Annotated in this window: 13 protein-coding genes; 3 read left to right on the top strand and 10 right to left on the bottom strand. The window is 72.9% G+C overall.

Annotation, left to right across the window (positions count from 1 at the left end; genetic code table 11):
• Positions 1-44: 44 nt before the first annotated feature.
• The 6 genes from gap to SXIN_RS24760 form a co-directional block, all read right to left on the bottom strand.
• A complete protein-coding gene (gene gap / locus SXIN_RS24785; RefSeq protein ID WP_019709565.1) occupies positions 45-1,049 on the bottom strand; it encodes a type I glyceraldehyde-3-phosphate dehydrogenase in 1,005 nt (334 codons plus the stop codon).
• A 243-nt stretch (positions 1,050-1,292) separates the two neighbouring features.
• The gene (gene whiA, locus SXIN_RS24780) at positions 1,293-2,303 is read right to left on the bottom strand and encodes a DNA-binding protein WhiA (RefSeq protein ID WP_019709564.1); all 1,011 of its coding nucleotides are present in this window, start codon (positions 2,301-2,303) and stop codon (positions 1,293-1,295) included.
• Positions 2,294-3,316 (bottom strand): gluconeogenesis factor YvcK family protein, encoded by a 1,023-nt coding sequence (locus SXIN_RS24775; protein ID WP_050363500.1) that lies wholly within the window; start codon positions 3,314-3,316, stop codon positions 2,294-2,296. Before SXIN_RS24775 ends, whiA begins: the two co-directional genes overlap by 10 nt.
• Positions 3,317-3,372: 56 nt before the next feature.
• Positions 3,373-4,302 (bottom strand): RNase adapter RapZ, encoded by a 930-nt coding sequence (gene rapZ, locus SXIN_RS24770; protein WP_095757550.1) that lies wholly within the window; start codon positions 4,300-4,302, stop codon positions 3,373-3,375.
• Positions 4,299-6,371, bottom strand: a complete 2,073-nt coding sequence (uvrC, locus tag SXIN_RS24765; protein ID WP_095757549.1) for an excinuclease ABC subunit UvrC — start codon at positions 6,369-6,371, stop codon at positions 4,299-4,301. The genes rapZ and uvrC overlap by 4 nt, the downstream gene beginning before the upstream one ends.
• Positions 6,372-6,580: 209 nt before the next feature.
• Positions 6,581-7,012: a QcrA and Rieske domain-containing protein gene (locus tag SXIN_RS24760; RefSeq protein ID WP_095757548.1), complete on the bottom strand. Its 432-nt coding sequence runs from the start codon at positions 7,010-7,012 to the stop codon at positions 6,581-6,583.
• Between the two features lie 245 nt (positions 7,013-7,257).
• Here SXIN_RS24760 and SXIN_RS24755 point away from each other — a divergent pair, with 245 nt between their 5' ends.
• Positions 7,258-8,199 carry a carbohydrate kinase family protein gene (locus SXIN_RS24755; protein WP_095757547.1) on the top strand — a complete coding sequence of 314 codons (942 nt, stop codon included), beginning with the start codon at positions 7,258-7,260 and terminating at the stop codon, positions 8,197-8,199.
• 200 nt (positions 8,200-8,399) lie between these two features.
• On the opposite strand, the gene uvrA is transcribed toward SXIN_RS24755, so the two are convergent.
• The gene (gene uvrA / locus SXIN_RS24750) at positions 8,400-11,312 is read right to left on the bottom strand and encodes an excinuclease ABC subunit UvrA (protein ID WP_019709561.1); all 2,913 of its coding nucleotides are present in this window, start codon (positions 11,310-11,312) and stop codon (positions 8,400-8,402) included.
• Between the two features lie 250 nt (positions 11,313-11,562).
• Here uvrA and SXIN_RS24745 point away from each other — a divergent pair, with 250 nt between their 5' ends.
• Both SXIN_RS24745 and SXIN_RS24740 read left to right on the top strand, forming a co-directional pair.
• On the top strand, positions 11,563-12,291 hold the full coding sequence (locus SXIN_RS24745) for a maleylpyruvate isomerase family mycothiol-dependent enzyme (protein ID WP_019709560.1): 729 nt from the start codon (positions 11,563-11,565) through the stop codon (positions 12,289-12,291).
• Positions 12,292-12,295: 4 nt separating this feature from the next.
• Positions 12,296-12,952 carry an MBL fold metallo-hydrolase gene (locus tag SXIN_RS24740; RefSeq protein ID WP_039821816.1) on the top strand — a complete coding sequence of 219 codons (657 nt, stop codon included), beginning with the start codon at positions 12,296-12,298 and terminating at the stop codon, positions 12,950-12,952.
• Positions 12,953-12,976: 24 nt separating this feature from the next.
• Here SXIN_RS24740 and SXIN_RS24735 read toward each other — a convergent pair whose 3' ends face one another.
• The 3 genes from SXIN_RS24735 to SXIN_RS24725 all read right to left on the bottom strand — a co-directional run bounded on the left by SXIN_RS24735 (position 12,977) and on the right by SXIN_RS24725 (position 16,923).
• Complete coding sequence (locus SXIN_RS24735) at positions 12,977-14,014, bottom strand: TerC family protein (RefSeq protein WP_019709558.1); 1,038 nt, start codon at positions 14,012-14,014, stop codon at positions 12,977-12,979.
• 196 nt (positions 14,015-14,210) lie between these two features.
• Positions 14,211-16,154 carry a TerD family protein gene (locus tag SXIN_RS24730; RefSeq protein WP_095757546.1) on the bottom strand — a complete coding sequence of 648 codons (1,944 nt, stop codon included), beginning with the start codon at positions 16,152-16,154 and terminating at the stop codon, positions 14,211-14,213.
• 190 nt (positions 16,155-16,344) lie between these two features.
• The gene (locus SXIN_RS24725; protein WP_019709556.1) at positions 16,345-16,923 is read right to left on the bottom strand and encodes a TerD family protein; all 579 of its coding nucleotides are present in this window, start codon (positions 16,921-16,923) and stop codon (positions 16,345-16,347) included.
• Between the last annotated feature and the right edge of the window lie 110 nt (positions 16,924-17,033).

Raw genomic sequence — 17,033 nt, 5'->3', positions numbered from 1 at the left:
GCGGGCCCTGCTGTCTCATGTCGAGCTGTCCGGTGCGGCGGTGGTCAGAGCTTGCCGCCGACGAACGTGGTCAGGTCCACCATGCGGTTGGAGTAGCCCCACTCGTTGTCGTACCAGCCGACGACCTTGACCTGCTTGCCCTGCGCCATGGTGAGCAGGGAGTCGAAGGTGCAGGAGGCCGGCCAGTTGACGATGTCCGAGGAGACGATCGGGTCCTCAGTGTACTCCAGGACGCCCTTGAGCTGGCCCTCGGCCGCCTTCTGGAAGGCGGCGTTGACCTCGTCGCGGGTGACCTCGCGGTCGAGTTCGAGGACGAGGTCGGTGACCGAGCCGGTCGGGACCGGGACGCGCATGGCGATGCCGTCCAGCTTGCCCTTGAGCTGCGGCAGGACCAGCGCGGTGGCCTTGGCGGCACCCGTGGAGGTCGGGATGATGTTCTCCGCGGCGGCGCGGGCGCGGCGCAGGTCCTTGTGCGGGAAGTCGAGGATGCGCTGGTCGTTGGTGTAGGCGTGGACGGTCGTCATCATGCCCTTGACGATGCCGAAGGCCTCGTCGAGCACCTTGGCCATCGGGGCCACGCAGTTGGTCGTGCAGGAGGCGTTGGAGATGACGTGGTGCTGAGCGGCGTCGTACTTGTCCTGGTTGACGCCCATCACGATGGTGATGTCCTCGTTCTTCGCGGGCGCGGAGATGAGGACCTTCTTGGCGCCGGCGGCCAGGTGCTTGGCGGCGTCGTCGCGCTTGGTGAAGATGCCGGTCGACTCGATGACGATGTCGGCGCCGAGCTCGGACCAGGGCAGGTTCGCCGGGTCCCGCTCCGCCATCGTCTTGAAGGTCTTGCCGCCCACCGTGATGGTGTCCTCGGTGTGGCTGACCTCTGCCTGCAGACGGCCCAGAATGGAGTCGTACTTGAGCAGGTGCGCCAGGGTCGCGTTGTCGGTCAGGTCGTTGACACCGACGATCTCGATGTCCGCACCCTGCTCCAGGGCTGCCCGGAAGTAGTTGCGGCCGATGCGGCCGAATCCGTTGATGCCTACGCGGATCGTCACGAACCGATCTCCTCGTTGGTACGCCGGCTGTGACACCGGCGAGCTGTATGGGATTCCCCGACCACCACCGACCCTACCCCTAAGAGAGGACGTTCGTGACATTGGCGCCGCCCTCCCGGCCCGGTCCCGCCATGCGGACAGCGGGCCCGGCGGAGCCCGTCGGGAGCGGGCCTGCCGGGCGCCCCGGCGCCGGTCCGGCGCCGCCCGCGGACAGCTCGGCGGGCACCGGGAACTGACGGGACGTCAGTGGAGCTGGCCGGCCATCTCCCCGGAGAAGTCCTCGGCCATGTCCTCCGTGAGACCGGCCTCGGTGCCGGGGATGCCGAGGTCCTGGGCGCGCTTGTCGGCCATCGCCAGCAGCCGCCGGATGCGGCCCGCCACGGCGTCCTTGGTCAGCGGCGGGTCGGCGAGCGCCCCCAACTCCTCCAGGGACGCCTGCTTGTGCTCCATGCGCAGCCGTCCGGCCGCCGCGAGGTGCTCCGGCACGTCGTCGCCGAGGATCTCCAGCGCCCGCTGGACCCGGGCACCGGCCGCGACGGCGGCGCGCGCCGAGCGGCGCAGATTGGCGTCGTCGAAGTTGGCGAGACGGTTGGCGGTGGCGCGCACCTCGCGGCGCATCCGCCGCTCCTCCCAGGCCAGTACGGACTCGTGGGCGCCGAGCCGCGTCAACAGCGCGCCGATCGCATCACCGTCACGGACGACCACCCGGTCGACACCGCGCACCTCGCGGGCCTTCGCGCCGATGCCGAGCCGGCGGGCCGCGCCGACCAGGGCGAGCGCGGCCTCGGGGCCGGGGCAGGTGACCTCCAGCGAGGAGGAACGGCCGGGCTCGGTGAGGGAACCGTGCGCCAGGAAGGCCCCGCGCCAGGCGGCCTCGGCGTCACAGGTGGCGCCGGAGACGACCTGCGGGGGAAGCCCGCGCACCGGCCGGCCGCGGCCGTCCACCAGCCCCGTCTGCCGGGCGAGTTGGTCGCCGCCCGCCACCACGCGGACGACGTAGCGGCTGCCGCGCCGCAGCCCGCCGGGGGCCATCACCACCAGGTCGGACGCGTGTCCGAAGATCTCCAGAATGTCCTTGCGGAGCCTGCGCGCCGCGATTCCCGTGTCCAGCTCCGCCTCGATCACGATCCGGCCGCTGACGAGGTGCAGGCCGCCCGCGAACCGCAGGATCGACGAGACCTCCGACTTCCGGCAGCAGGTCCGGGTGACGGGGAGCCGGGAGATTTCATCCTTCACCGCTGCCGTCATCGCCATGGGCCGATCCTTCCATGCATCCTGAAAATCCGGTCGTACGCGGCGGCCAGCAGCTCGGGGTCGTGCCGGGCCGAGCCGTCCGGCGCGGCCACCGGCGCCAGTTCGACCGCGCCGCCGAGCCGCTCGGCGGCTTCGGTGAGACTGTCGCGGTCGGGCACGGCGGCCTCGTCGGCCAGCACCACGTCGAAGGCGAGTTTAGGTGCGTGTCGGGCCAAAACCTCCAAATGACGCTGCGGGGAGAAGCCGTCGGTTTCGCCGGGCTGCGGCGCGAGGTTCAGCGAGAGCACGCGGCGGGCCTTGGTCTCCGTCAGCGCGTCGAGCAGCTCCGGGACCAGCAGATGCGGGATCACGGAGGAGAACCACGACCCGGGGCCGAGCACCACCCAGTCCGCGTCCAGCACCGCCTCGACGGCCTCCGGCACCGCCGGCGGGTCGGCCGGGACGAGGTGCACGGACTGCACCTCGCCGCGGGTGAGCGCGACGGTGGCCTGGCCGCGGACGGTGTCCACGTCCTCCGGGCGGGCCGGGTCGTGGCCCCGTACCAGGGCCTCCAGCTCCAGCGGGACCGCGGACATCGGCAGCACCCGGCCGTGCGCCCCCAGCAGCCGGCCGACCCACTCCAGGGCCTGGACGTGGTCGCCGAGCTGCTCCCAGAGGGCGACGATCAGCAGATTGCCCACGGCGTGGCCCTGCAGGTCCCCCTCGCCCGCGAAGCGGTGCTGGACGACGCGGGCCCAGGTCTGGCCCCATTCGTCGTCCCCGCAGAGCGCCGCGAGGGCCTTGCGCAGATCGCCCGGCGGCAGCACGCCGAGTTCGTCGCGGAGCCGGCCGCTGGAGCCGCCGTCGTCGGCGACGGTGACGACGGCCGTGAGGTCGCCGGTGATGCGGCGGAGCGCGGCGAGCGAGGCGGACAGGCCGTGCCCGCCGCCGAGCGCGACGACCTTGGGGTTCGTCCCCCGCCGCCGCACGGTGTGGCCCGCGCGGGAGGCCGTGTGGCCGGTGCGCGCCGGCATCAGCCGCCGGACCCGTCCGCCCAGCCGGGAACCGGGCTCGGGCTGCCGCGGGCTCCTCACTCGCGCCCCATGTCCCGGTGGACCACCACGGTCTCCACGCCCTCGGCGGCCAGGCGGGCGGCGAGCTTCTCGGACATCGCCACACTGCGGTGCTTGCCGCCCGTGCAGCCGACGGCGACGGTCACATAGCGCTTGCCCTCGCGGCGGTAGCCGGCTGCGATGAGCTGGAGCAGCTCGGTGTAGCGGTCGAGGAACTCCTTGGCGCCGGGCTGGTTGAAGACGTAGCCGGACACCTCCTCGTTGAGGCCGGTGAAGGGGCGCAGCTCCGGGACCCAGTGCGGGTTGGGCAGGAAGCGGCAGTCGACGACGAGGTCGGCGTCGACCGGGAGGCCGTACTTGTAGCCGAAGGACATGACGGTGGCCCGCAGCTCGGGCTCCTCGCCGCCGGCGAACTGGGCGTCCATCTTGGCGCGCAGCTCGTGGACGTTGAGGCTGGAGGTGTCGATGACGAGGTCCGCGTCGCCGCGCAGCTCGCGCAGCAGGTCCCGCTCCGCGGCGATACCGTCGACGATCCGGCCGGAGCCCTGCAGCGGATGCGGGCGGCGGACGGATTCGAAGCGCCGTACGAGGGCGTCGTCGGACGCCTCCAGGAAGATCACCCGGCGTCTGACGTTCTTGGCGGCCAGGTCGGCGAGCGACTGGCGGAGGCTGTCGAAGAAGCCGCGGCCGCGGACGTCGACGACGACCGCGATCCGGGCGACGTTCCCCTGGGAGCGCGCCCCCAGGTCCACCATGGTGGGGATCAGCGCCGGGGGGAGGTTGTCCACGACGAACCAGCCGAGGTCCTCCAGGCACTTCGCCGCCGTGCTGCGGCCGGCCCCGGACATGCCGGAGATGATGACCAGCTCGGGGATGGCGGCCGTGTCCGCCGCGTCCGCCGTGGTGCCCGTACTCACCTGAGCTTCTTCTCCTTCGTGGCCGTTCATGCTCGCTGCCCCCGTATCCCCGGCGGCGGGGAAGCCGCCGGCTCGTCCTCTTCCATCATCTCTCCGGTCGCGGTGTTCACCGCGGGAGCGGCCGGTGCGGCGCCGGCGAGCGCCGCGGCGACCTGCTCGGCCGTCCGGCGGCCGATCCCGGGAACCTCGCAGATCTGTTCGATCGTGGCGGCCCGGAGCCGTTTCACGGAGCCGAAGTGCTTCAGCAGCGCCTTGCGGCGGGTCTCGCCCAGCCCGGGTACCTCGGCCAGCGGCCCGGCACGCAGGCTCTTGCCCCGTTTGCTGCGCTGGTAGGCGATGGCGAAACGGTGTGCCTCGTCACGGACCCGCTGCAGGAGGTAGAGCCCCTCGCTGGTGCGGGGCAGGACGACGGGGTCGTCCTCGCCGGGCAGCCAGACCTCTTCCAGGCGCTTGGCGAGGCCGCAGACGGCGACGTCGTCGATGCCGAGCTCGTCCAGGGCGCGCCGGGCCGCCGCGACCTGCGGCTGCCCGCCGTCGACCACGACGAGCTGCGGCGGGTAGGCGAACCGGCGGGGACGGCCGGTCTCGGGGTCGACGGGGCCGCCGGGGAGGCCGGGCTCCGGGGCCGCGCCGTCCGCGCCGTTCCCGCCGTTCCCCTCGGCGCCGTTCCCCGTCTCCTCGTCCCACTCGCCGGTCGCCATCTTCTCGCGCAGATAGCGGCGGAAGCGGCGGCCGATGACCTCGTGCATGGCGCGGACGTCGTCCTGGCCGGCGAAGCTCTTGATCTGGAAGCGGCGGTACTCGCTCTTGCGGGCGAGGCCGTCCTCGAAGACCACCATGGAGGCCACGACGTCCTCCCCCTGGAGGTGGGAGATGTCGAAGCACTCGATCCGCAGCGGTACGGAATCCAGGCCGAGCGCCTCCGCGATCTCCTCCAGGGCCCGGGAGCGGGTGGTGAGGTCGGAGGCCCGCTTGGTCTTGTGGAGCACGAGCGCCTGCTGGGCGTTGCGCTGCACCGTCGCCATCAGGTCCTTCTTGTCGCCGCGCTGCGGTATCCGCAGGTCGACGCGGGAGCCGCGGCGCCCGGCGAGCCAGTCGGCGAGCGGCTCGACGGGGTCGGGCAGCGCCGGGACCAGCACCTCGCGGGGGACGCCCTCGCCGCTCTCCTCCCCGTAGAGCTGCTGCAGGGCGTGCTCCACGAGACCGGCCGTGTCGACGGCCTCGACCTTGTCGGTGACCCAGCCGCGCTGGCCGCGGACCCGGCCGCCGCGGACGTGGAAGATCTGGACGGCGGCCTCCAGTTCGTCCTCGGCGACGGCGATCAGATCGGCGTCGGTGGCGTCGGTGAGGACGACGGCGTTCTTCTCCATGGCCCGGCGGAGCGCCTCGATGTCGTCGCGGAGGCGGGCGGCCCGCTCGTACTCCATCTCCTCGGCGGCCTCGCGCATCCGCCGCTCCAGGCGCTGGAGGTAGGCGCCGGTGCGGCCGGCCATGAAGGCGCAGAAGTCCTCGGCGAGCTCGCGGTGCTCCTCCGCGCTCACCCGGCCGACGCAGGGGGCCGAGCACTTGCCGATGTAGCCGAGGAGACAGGGGCGGCCGATCTGCGCGGAGCGCTTGAACACACCGGCGGAGCAGGTGCGCACCGGAAAGACCCGCAGCATCAGGTCGACCGTCTCGCGGATGGCCCAGGCGTGGGCGTACGGGCCGAAGTAGCGCACGCCCTTCCGCTTGGGACCGCGCATCACCTGCACACGGGGGAATTCCTCGTTCATCGTCACCGCGAGGGACGGATAGCTCTTGTCGTCGCGGTACTTGACGTTGAAGCGGGGGTCGAACTCCTTGATCCAGGAGTATTCGAGCTGGAGGGCCTCGACCTCGGTGGAGACCACCGTCCACTCCACCGACGCCGCGGTGGTGACCATGGTGCGGGTGCGCGGGTGGAGGCCCGCCAGGTCCTGGAAGTAGGAGGAGAGCCGCTGGCGGAGGCTCTTCGCCTTGCCGACGTAGATCACGCGGCGGTGCTCGTCACGGAATTTGTAGACCCCGGGCGAGTCGGGGATCTGTCCCGGCTTGGGTCGGTAACTGCTGGGGTCTGCCATGGCTCCACCCTACTGGCGCGGTAGGACACCGCCGCCGGTTCCCCGCCCCGGCGCGGGCGCCTTTCGCGGCGGGCTTTCCGGGGCTTCCGGGGGGTGTTGGCGGCACCGGCGGGGCGGGGCGGGCCGCCGCGGGGCCTGCCCGGGGGCCGCTTCGGGCCGCGGGTGGGCGCCCCGCTTCGGCCGCCGTCCCGGCCCTTCCCGGCCCGCGGTCAGGCGTCCCCGCCGGCCACCAGCCTGCCGTCCTTCACGGAGACCGGGACGGCGGGCAGCGCCTTGGTGGCCGGGCCGCGCAGCGCCTTGCCGGTCTCGGCGTCGAAGCGGCTCCCGTGGCAGGCGCAGTCCGCGCCGGTGCCCTCGACGGCGCTCAGCACACAGCGCTGGTGGGTGCAGACGGCGCTGAACGCCTTGTACTCGTCCTCGGCCGGCCGGCTGACGAGCACCCGCTGCTCCCGGTAGAGCCTGGCGCCGCCGACGGGAACCTCGCCGGCGGCTCCGAGGTCGACCGGCGCGGAGGGGGTCTCCCCGCCGCCGGTTCCGCCGCCGTCGCCGTCGCCGCACGCCGCGAGCCCGGCCCCGGCGGCACCGGCGAGCGCGACTCCGCGGAGCAGGGTGCGGCGGGCGGCCGCGGGCTGGCTGGTCATGGGAACCCCCTGGTCGGAGCGTGGTGCGGGTGGCGCCGGCCGCCGTACGCCACGGGCCGGGCCGGTGGTCCGGCGCCGGTCGCGGCGAGCGGATGCCGCTGTCCCCGAACCCTACCGGCGGCCCGTCGGCGCAGCCGACCGCCCCGCCCTCCCCAGCGCCGGGCCGGACGGGCCGGGACGCCGGACGGGAGCGGGGCACGCGGGACCGTGGACGCACCCGCCCGCCCCGGGCCAGGATGGGACATGTGATCGTCATAGCCGGTGAAGCCCTGATCGACCTCGTTCCGTCCGCCGCCCCGGAGCCCTCCCCCCCGGGCTCCGGGCCCGGCGGGCTGTCCGCCCTGGCCCCCCGGCTCGGCGGCGGGCCGTTCAACACCGCCCTGGCCCTGGGCCGGCTCGGCGCCCGGGCCGCGTTCTGCTCGCGGGTGTCCTCGGACCGTTTCGGTACGGAGCTGCTGCGCGCCCTGCGCGCGGACGGGGTGGACACCGCGCTGGTGCAGCGCGGGCCGGAGCCCACGACGCTCGCCGTCGCGGAGATCGGCGCCGACGGGTCGGCCGGCTACCGCTTCTACGCCGAGGGGACGGCGGACCGGCTGTTCGAGCTGCCCGGCCCCCTGCCCCCGGACACCCGGGCCCTGTCGCTGGGCACCTGCTCTCTCGTGCTGGAGCCGGGCGCGAGCGCGTACGAGGCGCTGCTGCGGCGGGAGGCGGCGCGGGGCGTCCTCACGGCGCTGGACCCCAATATCCGGGCGGAGCTGATCCCCGACGCCGACGCCTACCGGGCGCGGTTCCGGTCCTGGCTGTCCTCGGTGGGACTGGTGAAGCTGTCGGTGGAGGACGCGGAGTGGCTGGGCGGGGATCCGCGCGCGTGGCTGGAGGCCGGCCCGGACGCCGTGGTGCTGACGCGCGGCGGGGACGGGCTGACGGTGCTGACCCGGGACGGCGAGTGGTCGGTGCCGGCCGAGCCGGTCGAGGTGGTGGACACGATCGGCGCCGGCGACACCGTGAACGCCGCGCTGCTGCACCGGCTGGACGCGCACGGTGCCCTGGTCCGGGGCGGTCCGCGGCGGCTCTCCGGCGAGGAGTGGCGGGACGTCCTGGCGTACGCCTCCCGGGCGGCGGCGGTCACCTGCTCCCGGGCGGGCGCCCGGCCGCCGTACGCGGAGGAACTCACCGGCCGGTCCTGAGCCGCCGGCCGGGAGGGGGCGGCGGGCCGGGGCCCCCAAAGGGACCGGACCCGGGATGCGGGAGCCGGGCACGGAGAGCCCGGGACACGGCGCGGCGCCCCGGGCCCGGCGCCGCGCGGAGAAGCGCGGACCCGGGGCCGGGGCGCCCGTCGTCAAACCGGCCGGACGGCCGCCCCACCGCTACCGCACGGCCGCCGCCGTCACTTCGCGGCCGCCGCGACCCTCTTGCGTGCCCCGGGGCGCTTCTTCGCGGCCGGGACCGGGGCGTCGCTCACCGTGTCCAGGATGTCGCGGAGGAACTTGCCGGTGTGGCTCGCGGGCACCGCGGCGACCTGCTCGGGTGTGCCCTCGGCCACCACCAGGCCGCCGCCGTTGCCGCCCTCCGGGCCCATGTCGACGACCCAGTCCGCGGTCTTGATCACATCGAGGTTGTGTTCGATGACGATCACCGTGTTGCCCTTCTCCACCAGCCCGGAGAGCACCGTGATGAGCTTGCTGATGTCCTCGAAGTGCAGCCCGGTGGTGGGCTCGTCCAGCACGTAGACCGTGCGGCCGGTGGAGCGCTTCTGCAGCTCGCTGGCGAGCTTCACGCGCTGGGCCTCGCCACCGGAGAGGGTCGGCGCGGGCTGACCGAGGCGGACGTAGCCGAGCCCCACCTCGTGGAGCGTGCGCAGATGGCGGGAGATCCTCGGCACCGCCTCGAAGAAGTCGAGTGCCTCCTCGATCGGCATGTCCAGGACCTCGGAGATGGACTTGCCCTTGTAGTGGACCTCCAGCGTCTCCCGGTTGTAGCGCGCGCCGTGGCAGACCTCGCACGGGACGTACACGTCCGGGAGGAAGTTCATCTCGATCTTGATCGTGCCGTCGCCGGAGCAGTTCTCGCAGCGTCCGCCCTTGACGTTGAAGGAGAAGCGGCCCGGCTGGTAGCCGCGGACCTTCGCCTCCATCGTCTCCGCGAAGAGCTTGCGGATGTTGTCGAAGACACCGGTGTACGTGGCCGGGTTGGACCGCGGGGTGCGGCCGATGGGCGACTGGTCGACATGGACGACCTTGTCGACGAGGTCGTCGCCCTCGACCCGGGTGTGCCGGCCGGGCACGGACTTGGCGCCGTTGAGCTCGCGCGCCAGGTGCGTGTAGAGGATGTCGTTGACCAGGGTGGACTTGCCGGAGCCGGAGACTCCCGTGACGGCGGTGAACACACCCAGTGGGAAGGAGACGTCGATGTCCTGGAGGTTGTTCTCCCGCGCGCCGTGCACGGTCAGCTGCCGGGCCGGGTCCACCGGGCGCCGGCTCGCGGGCAGCGGGATGGACTTCTTGCCGGACAGGTACTGGCCGGTCGCCGACTCCGCGTTGGCCAGCAGCTCCGCCAGCGGCCCGCTGTGCACCACATGGCCGCCGTGCTCGCCGGCGCCGGGGCCGATGTCCACCACCCAGTCCGCGGTCTTGATGGTGTCCTCGTCGTGCTCGACGACGATGAGGGTGTTGCCGAGGTCGCGCAGCCGGACCAGGGTCTCGATCAGCCGGTGGTTGTCGCGCTGGTGGAGTCCGATGGACGGCTCGTCGAGGACGTAGAGCACGCCGACCAGACCGGAGCCGATCTGGGTGGCGAGCCGGATGCGCTGGGCCTCGCCTCCGGAGAGCGTGCCCGCGGCGCGGTTGAGGGAGAGGTAGTCGAGGCCGACGTCCACCAGGAAGCGCAGCCGCTCGTTGACCTCCTTGAGCACCCGCTCGGCGATCGTCTTCTCGCGGTCGCTGAGCTTCATCTCCCGGAGGAAGTCCGCGCAGTCGCTGATGGACATCGCGGCGACCTCGGCGATGGAGCGCCCCTGGACCGTGACCGCGAGGACGATCGGCTTGAGCCGGGTGCCCTCGCAGGCCGGGCAGGGCACCTCGCGCATATAGCCCTCGAAGCGCTCACGGCTGCTGTCGGTCTCCGCCTCGCCGTGCCGGCGGCGGACGAACGGCACCGCTCCCTCGAAGGCGGTGGTGTACGCCCGCTCACGGCCGTAGCGGTTGCGGTAGCGCACCTCGATCTGCGTGCGGTGGCCGTGCAGCAGGGCCTTCTTGGCGCGCTGGGGCAGCCCGGCCCAGGGGATGTCGGTACGGAAGCCGAGGGCGTCGGCGAGGGCGTCGGTCAGCCGGCCGAAGTACTCCTTGCTGTGCCCGTGCGACCAGGGATGCAGGGCGCCCTCGTCGAGGGACTTCTCCTCGTCGGGGACGACCAGCTCCGGGTCGACCTCCATGCGGGTGCCGATGCCGGTGCACTCGGGGCAGGCGCCGAAGGGCGAGTTGAAGGAGAAGGAGCGGGGCTCCAGTTCCTCGAAGGAGAGGTCGTCGTGGGGGCAGTACAGGTGCTCCGAGTACATCCGCTCGCGCTCGGGGTCGTCCTCGGGGAGGTCGACGAAGTCGAGGACGACCATGCCGCCGGAGAGCCCGAGGGCTGTCTCGACCGAGTCCGTCAGCCGGCGCTTGGCGCCGGCCTTGACGGTGAGGCGGTCGACGACCACCTCGATGGTGTGCTTCTCCTGCTTCTTGAGCTTCGGCGGATCGCTGAGCTGGACGGTGGTGCCGTCCACCCTGGCGCGGCTGTAGCCCTTGGTCTGCAGGTCGGAGAAGAGGTCGGCGAACTCGCCCTTGCGCTCCCGGACCAGCGGGGAGAGCACCTGGAAGCGGCTGCCCTCGGGCAGCTCCAGCACCTTGTCGACGATCGCCTGCGGCGACTGCCGGGCGATGGGGCGGCCGCACTGGGGGCAGTGCGGCTTGCCGATCCGGGCGAAGAGGAGCCGGAGGTAGTCGTAGACCTCGGTGATGGTGCCGACCGTGGAGCGCGGGTTGCGCGAGGTCGACTTCTGGTCGATGGAGACGGCCGGGGAGAGGCCCTCGATGAAGTCGACGTCGGGCTTGTCCATCTGCCCGAGGAACTGCCGTGCGTAGGAGGAGAGCGACTCGACGTAGCGGCGCTGGCCCTCCGCGAAGATCGTGTCGAACGCGAGGGAGGACTTGCCCGAACCCGACAGGCCGGTGAAGACCACGAGGGCGTCGCGGGGCAGGTCGAGGGAGACGTTCTTGAGGTTGTGCTCGCGAGCGCCACGAACGATGAGACGGTCGGCCACGCCGGTCGGCACCTTTCTTGAGAAAGCGACGGGGGTGCGGTGCGGAGCCCCGGACCCAGGGTATGGGGCGTGCCACGGCGGTGTCCCGGCGATGGGACACGGCTTCGGGCCCAGCCCGAGCCTATCGCACGCATTTTCGATTACTGTCGGATGGCTGCCTCTTCCGTCCTGTCGTCCGCCGCCTCTCCCGCCGTTTCCCCGGCGGCTCGATACCGACCACGCCCCCGTCTCGTGACGATAGCGTCGGGGTATGACAACCGATCTCGCGCGCGACCTCACGGCGGTCCGCGAGGCCACGGAACGGCTGCTCACCGCGGTCCGCGGGCTGGACGACGCGGCCGTCGCCGAACCGTCCCGGCTGCCCGGCTGGACCCGCGGTCACGTGCTGACCCATCTGGCGCGCAACGCCGACGCGCTCGTCAACGTGCTCGTCTCGGCCCGCACCGGCGAGCACATTCCCATGTACCCGGACGAGCGGGCGCGGGACGCCGCGATCGAGGACGGCGCCGGCCGGCCGCTCACCGTCCAGCTCAATGATCTGGAGAGAAGCTCTTCCGCTTTCAACGACGCGGCGGCCGCACTTCATTCCGGTGACTGGTCCCGCACCGTGGAACTCCGGGGCGGGGCGACCGGTCTCGCCGCGGAGATGCCCTTCCGGCGGCTCGCCGAGGTGGAGCTGCACCACGTCGATCTGGGCATCGGCCGCGAGATCGCCGATCTGCCGGGCTTCTTCACCGACGGGCTGCTGGCACAGGTCGCCGGTGAGCGTTTCGCGGGCCGGGAGGACGTACCCGCCCTGATCGTCGCCGCCTCCGGCGAACACGGCGGGCGCGAGTGGCGCACCGGCCGGCCCGGCGGGGACCCCCTGCGGATCTCCGGCTCCCCCGCCGCCCTACTGGGCTGGCTGACCGGCCGCGAGGCCGGCACGGGACTCGACGCGGCCGGCTCCCCTCTCCCCTCCCTGCCCCCACTAGGCTGATCCCATGACGTACAGCGGAGCGGTGAAGGTCGGCGGACCGGCCGATGTGCACGAACTGACGGACCTGATGATCTCCAAGGTGGCCGTGGGGCCCCTGGAGAACAACGCCTATCTGCTCCGCTGCCGGGCCACCGACGCCCAGTTGCTGATCGACGCCGCGGACGAGCCGCGCACCCTCCTGCAGCTGATCGGTGACAGCGGTCTCGCCGGGGTGGTCACCACCCACCAGCACGGCGACCACTGGCAGGCCCTGGCCGAGGTCGTGGCGGCGACCGGGGCCCGGACCCACGCCGGCCGGTACGACGCCGCGGGCATCCCCGTCTCCACGGACGTGCTGGTCGACGACGGGGACACCATCCACTTCGGCCGGATCGGCCTCACCGCCCGCCATCTCACCGGGCACACCCCCGGCAGCATCGCCCTGGTCTACGACGACCCGCACGGGCACCCGCACGTCTTCACCGGCGACTGCCTCTTCCCCGGCGGCGTGGGCAACACCCACCAGGACCCGGAGGCCTTCGCGAGCCTCATCTCCGATGTGGAGTCGAAGCTCTTCGGTGAGCTGCCGGACGAGACGTGGGTCTACCCCGGCCACGGGCGGGACACCACACTGGGCGCCGAGCGCCCGCACCTGCCGGAGTGGCGCGCCCGCGGCTGGTGACCGGCCGGCGGCCGCGCCCCGCGGTCAGCCGCCCGAGCGGTCCTCCGCCGGAGTCTCCGCGTCCGAGGACTTCTCCGTGCCCTTCACCGGAGCCGTCCCCTCGGGTATCCCCCGCCGGGCCTCCCGAGAGGAGACGTAGAGGCTGGTGACCGTGGTGACGACGAGGACACCGCAGATCACGCCCAGCGAGACGGGGGTGCTGATCTCGGGGACGTGGACCCCGGACTCGTGCAGGGCGTGCAGGACGAGCTTCACACCGATGAAGCCGAGGATGCCCGACAGCCCGTAGGAGAGGTGGACCAGCTTCTTCAGCAGCCCGCCGATGAGGAAGTACAGCTGGCGCAGCCCCATCAGGGCGAAGGCGTTGGCGGTGAAGACGATGTACGGGTCATCGGTGAGACCGAAGATCGCGGGGATCGAGTCGAGCGCGAAGAGCAGGTCCGTGGTGCCGAGCGCGAGGACCACGACGAACATCGGCGTCATCAGCCGCTTGCCGTTCTCGCGGACGAACATCCTGGTGCCGCGCCAGGCTCCGGTGGAGGGGACGCGCGCCTCGATCACCTTGAGGAGACGGCTCTCCTCGTACTCCTCGTCGTGCTCCTCCTTGCGGGCGTCGTGGATCAGCTTCCAGGCGGTGTAGATGAGGAACGCGCCGAAGACATAGAAGATCCAGGAGAAGTTGGCGATGAGCGCGGCGCCGGCGGCGATGAAGCCGGCCCGCATGACGAGGGCGATGAGCACGCCGATCATGAGCACCCGCTGCTGGTACCGGGTCGGCACCGCGAACTTCGCCATGATCAGGACGAAGACGAAGAGGTTGTCGACGCTGAGCGACTTCTCGGTGATGTAGCCCGCGAAGAACTCCCCGGCCGGAGCCCCGCCACCGGCGAGGTACAGCCCGGCGCCGAAGAGGACGGCGAGCACGACCCAGACCGCCGTCCAGACACCGGCCTCCCGGACGGAGACGTCGTGCGGCTTGCGGCCGCCGATGAAGAAGTCGGCGGCGATCAGGACGCAGAGTCCCACAACGGTCAGTGTCCAGGCGGTCAGGGATACGTCCACGGAACTCCTCTGGCAGCGTCGGGCGGGTTGGCCGGGGACGCCCGTGCTGCCGCGCGGGCGTCGGACACGGGCGTCGGACAGGGCGCACGGAACGGACACCCCGGCATGCCAAGGAAGAGTACAGGGAAGGCAAATAAAGGTAAAAGACAGCAGTTCAGAGGGGTGGGTTGACTCCTGGGAGGCCGGTGGGGGCGGCTCAGCGGCCGTAGGTGCGCCGGGCCTCCGCGACCTGGCGGAGCACCTGGACCAGCACCCGGCTGCCCGCCGGGGCGAGCGCCGGTTCGTACGTCCAGGCGTGGCCCACCCAGGGGTCGGCCAGGTGGTCGTCCGGCACCGGCGTGATCCGCAGCAGCGAACGCCACAGCGGGTCGAGCACCGGCCCGTACTCCCGGGCGTCCTCGCGGTCCGCGACCATCATGAGATGCACGCCGACCGAGGGCCCCTCGTCGGCGAGGTAGCGCAGCTGCGTCACGGCACGGTCGTCGAAGCCGTGCGGGAAGTCGTTGACGAGCAGGAGCTGCTCCCCGGTGTCGAGGTCCGGCGGCAGCGCGTCGGGGGCGCCGCCCCGGACGGCCATCTGCACCAAGTCCACACGCCGGGTCAGCCGGGACAGGACGGCGGACACCCCCGCGGCTCCGGCGGCCGGGGGGTCCCGGAGCACACCGGACTCCAGCAGCGGGGCGAGGGAGGCGGCGGCCGATCCGGCCGGGTCGAGGACGTGGACGGTGAACTCCCCCGCGGGGTGGACGGCGAGCAGCCGGGCCGCGTGGGCCACCGCCGCGTCCACGGCCGCCCGGCGCAGCCCGTCGGAGCCGAGGGCGTGGTCCGGGCCGGAGCGGGACCGTCCGCTGTCGATCCAGAGACCGCGCTCCAGCGGCAGCCGCACCAGCATCGGGATGCGCAGCTCCGGCCGCTCCGGGAGGCGGAGGTCGCCCAGGCGCATGGCCATCGGGATCTCCATCGGCACCCGGTAGCCGTGCCAGACCGGGCTCGCCCAGCCCGCGAAGGCGGGCGGCAGGGCCGGTTCGACCACCTCCGACTCGGCGGTCAGCTGGGCGAGATCGCGGTCGAGGACGGCCCGGGCCCGGTCCACGAGGGCGGTGTGCTTGGCGCCGGCCGCCGCCCGGGCCTCGTCCCCCGCGCCGCCGATGCGGGAGCGCGGGTCGGAGAGCACCCGCTGAAGCTCCTGCTCCTGACGGGAGTCGGCGAAGTCCACCGCGCTGCGGTACGCGGCGACGCTGCGGGCCAGATCCTCGAACATGCCCCAGACCTGGTTGTAGAGGCGTTCGTCCATGGTCCAGCCGGCGGCGTCGCCCGCGACGGGCTGCGGTGGCCGGCCGGGCTCGGCCGGCGGGGCCTGCGGCGGCGGGGGCGGCGGCGCGGTGCGGGCCCGTCCGCGGTGGCGGTAGTCGACCGGGGAGCCGCTCTGCGCCTGCTGCGGAGGCCGGGCCTCCGGCGGGACCGGAGCGGCCGGGGGCCGGGGCGGTGGCTGCGGTGCGGGCCCGGGCTCCCCCGGTGGCAGGCCGGCGGCCGTGCGGACACGGGTGCCGTCACCGGGTGTCCGGGGCGGCGGCGCTATGGTCCGGGCCATGCCGCGGGTCACGGCCTCCTGGACGGTGGCGGCCAGTTCGGCGGCCTGCGGCAGCCCCTGGTCGCGCAGCATCGCGGCCAGGCCGTCCGCGTAGCCCTGGCCGACGGCGCGGACCTTCCACGCTCCCCGGCGGCGGTAGAGCTCCAGCGCGGTGACCGCCGACTCGGCATCGAGGCCGGTGATGGTGAAGCTGACGAGCGCGGTGCCGTCGAGCCCCGTGACGGCGACGAACGGCGCGGCGACCGTGCCGAACCGGGACGGGCCGCCGACGCCGGTGGGCAGCGCGAGCAGCACGGTGACCCGGTGCACGCCCTCGGGCAGCGCTTCGAGGTCCACGGCCAGCCGGTGGTCCGCCGCGGCCTGCTGGGGGACCTCCAGACCGGGGAGGTGGGGCGCGGCCGGGTGGGCGACGCGCTCCGGGCCGGCGACGCGGCCGTCCTCGTCGCCCAGGGTGGCTCCGGCGATGACGGGGTCACCGGCGGATATCCGGATCTCCAGGCGGGTCCGCGTCAGCGGGTGGTTCTGCCCGCGTACCAGCTCGGCCGTCATCGTGCGTTCCCCCTCGGTGAGTTGCTCGTCGTGTGGTGCGTCCGCCGGACCGGGCTCCGCGTCCCGGCCCCGGTGCGGCGGGACGCGTCCGCTCCGCGGCCCGTGGCGGTGGCACCGCCTCCGCGGGGCCGCGGAGCGGGGGGAGCGGGACGCCCGGGGCCCGCCCCGGGGGCGGGCCGGCGGATCCTGCCTAGAGGTGCGGGGTGATCGTCGGCATGAGGTCCTGGAAGGTGCGGCCGTTGGCGGGGGTGCCGATGGCCGTCATCGTCCAGCCACTGCCCGAGCGGTGCACCTTGGCCATGATCTGCGCCGTGTACTGGCCGCCGCCGGTGAGGGTGTAGCGGGCCATCTCCTGGCCGTTGGTCTCGTCGACGATGCGGCAGAAGGCGTTCTCCACCTCGGCGAAGGTCTGCCCGGTGAAGGAGTTGACCGTGAAGACGATCTGGTCGATGTGGACCGGGACGCGCTGGAGGTCGACCAGGATGGCCTCGTCGTCGCCGCCCTGGCCGGCGCCGCCGACGAGGTTGTCACCGGTGTGCCGGACGGAGCCGTCGTCGCTGACCAGGTGGCGGAAGAACACCACGTCCACCGGCTGCTTGTCGGCGAACAGCACGGCGGAGGCGTCGAGGTCGATCTCCTTCGTACGCTTGCCGAACAGTCCCCGGCGCGGGGCAGCCTGCCAGCCCAGCCCCATCCGCACCGCGGTCAGAGTCCCCCCGTCGGACTTCTGCAGGCTGATGCCCTGTCCCTTGGACAAGTTGACGCTCACGCGCTGTCCCCTCTCGAAACCCGTAAAACCGCCTGAGTGCGCGGCTGGAGAGAAACCCTACGCAGTACCGCTGACAGCGCGGACGCGCGGTCGCGGTTTGTGTCGTTCTT

It is taken from the genome of Streptomyces xinghaiensis S187, from assembly GCF_000220705.2.
GTDB classification, from domain to species: domain Bacteria; phylum Actinomycetota; class Actinomycetes; order Streptomycetales; family Streptomycetaceae; genus Streptomyces; species Streptomyces xinghaiensis.
Note: the sequence above shows the minus strand (reverse complement) of the source record. Positions and strands in the feature narration are given on the sequence as shown.

What these genes read in the sequence shown, in the direction of transcription:
- SXIN_RS24745 (WP_019709560.1), top strand. Translation starts at nt 11,563, where the DNA reads ATGACAACCGATCTCGCGCGCGACCTCACGGCGGTCCGCGAGGCCACG.
- whiA (WP_019709564.1), bottom strand. Translation starts at nt 2,303, where the DNA reads ATGGCGATGACGGCAGCGGTGAAGGATGAAATCTCCCGGCTCCCCGTC.
- rapZ (WP_095757550.1), bottom strand. Translation starts at nt 4,302, where the DNA reads ATGAACGGCCACGAAGGAGAAGAAGCTCAGGTGAGTACGGGCACCACG.
- SXIN_RS24730 (WP_095757546.1), bottom strand. Translation starts at nt 16,154, where the DNA reads ATGACGGCCGAGCTGGTACGCGGGCAGAACCACCCGCTGACGCGGACC.
- SXIN_RS24775 (WP_050363500.1), bottom strand. Translation starts at nt 3,316, where the DNA reads ATGCCGGCGCGCACCGGCCACACGGCCTCCCGCGCGGGCCACACCGTG.
- SXIN_RS24760 (WP_095757548.1), bottom strand. Translation starts at nt 7,012, where the DNA reads ATGACCAGCCAGCCCGCGGCCGCCCGCCGCACCCTGCTCCGCGGAGTC.
- SXIN_RS24740 (WP_039821816.1), top strand. Translation starts at nt 12,296, where the DNA reads ATGACGTACAGCGGAGCGGTGAAGGTCGGCGGACCGGCCGATGTGCAC.
- uvrC (WP_095757549.1), bottom strand. Translation starts at nt 6,371, where the DNA reads ATGGCAGACCCCAGCAGTTACCGACCCAAGCCGGGACAGATCCCCGAC.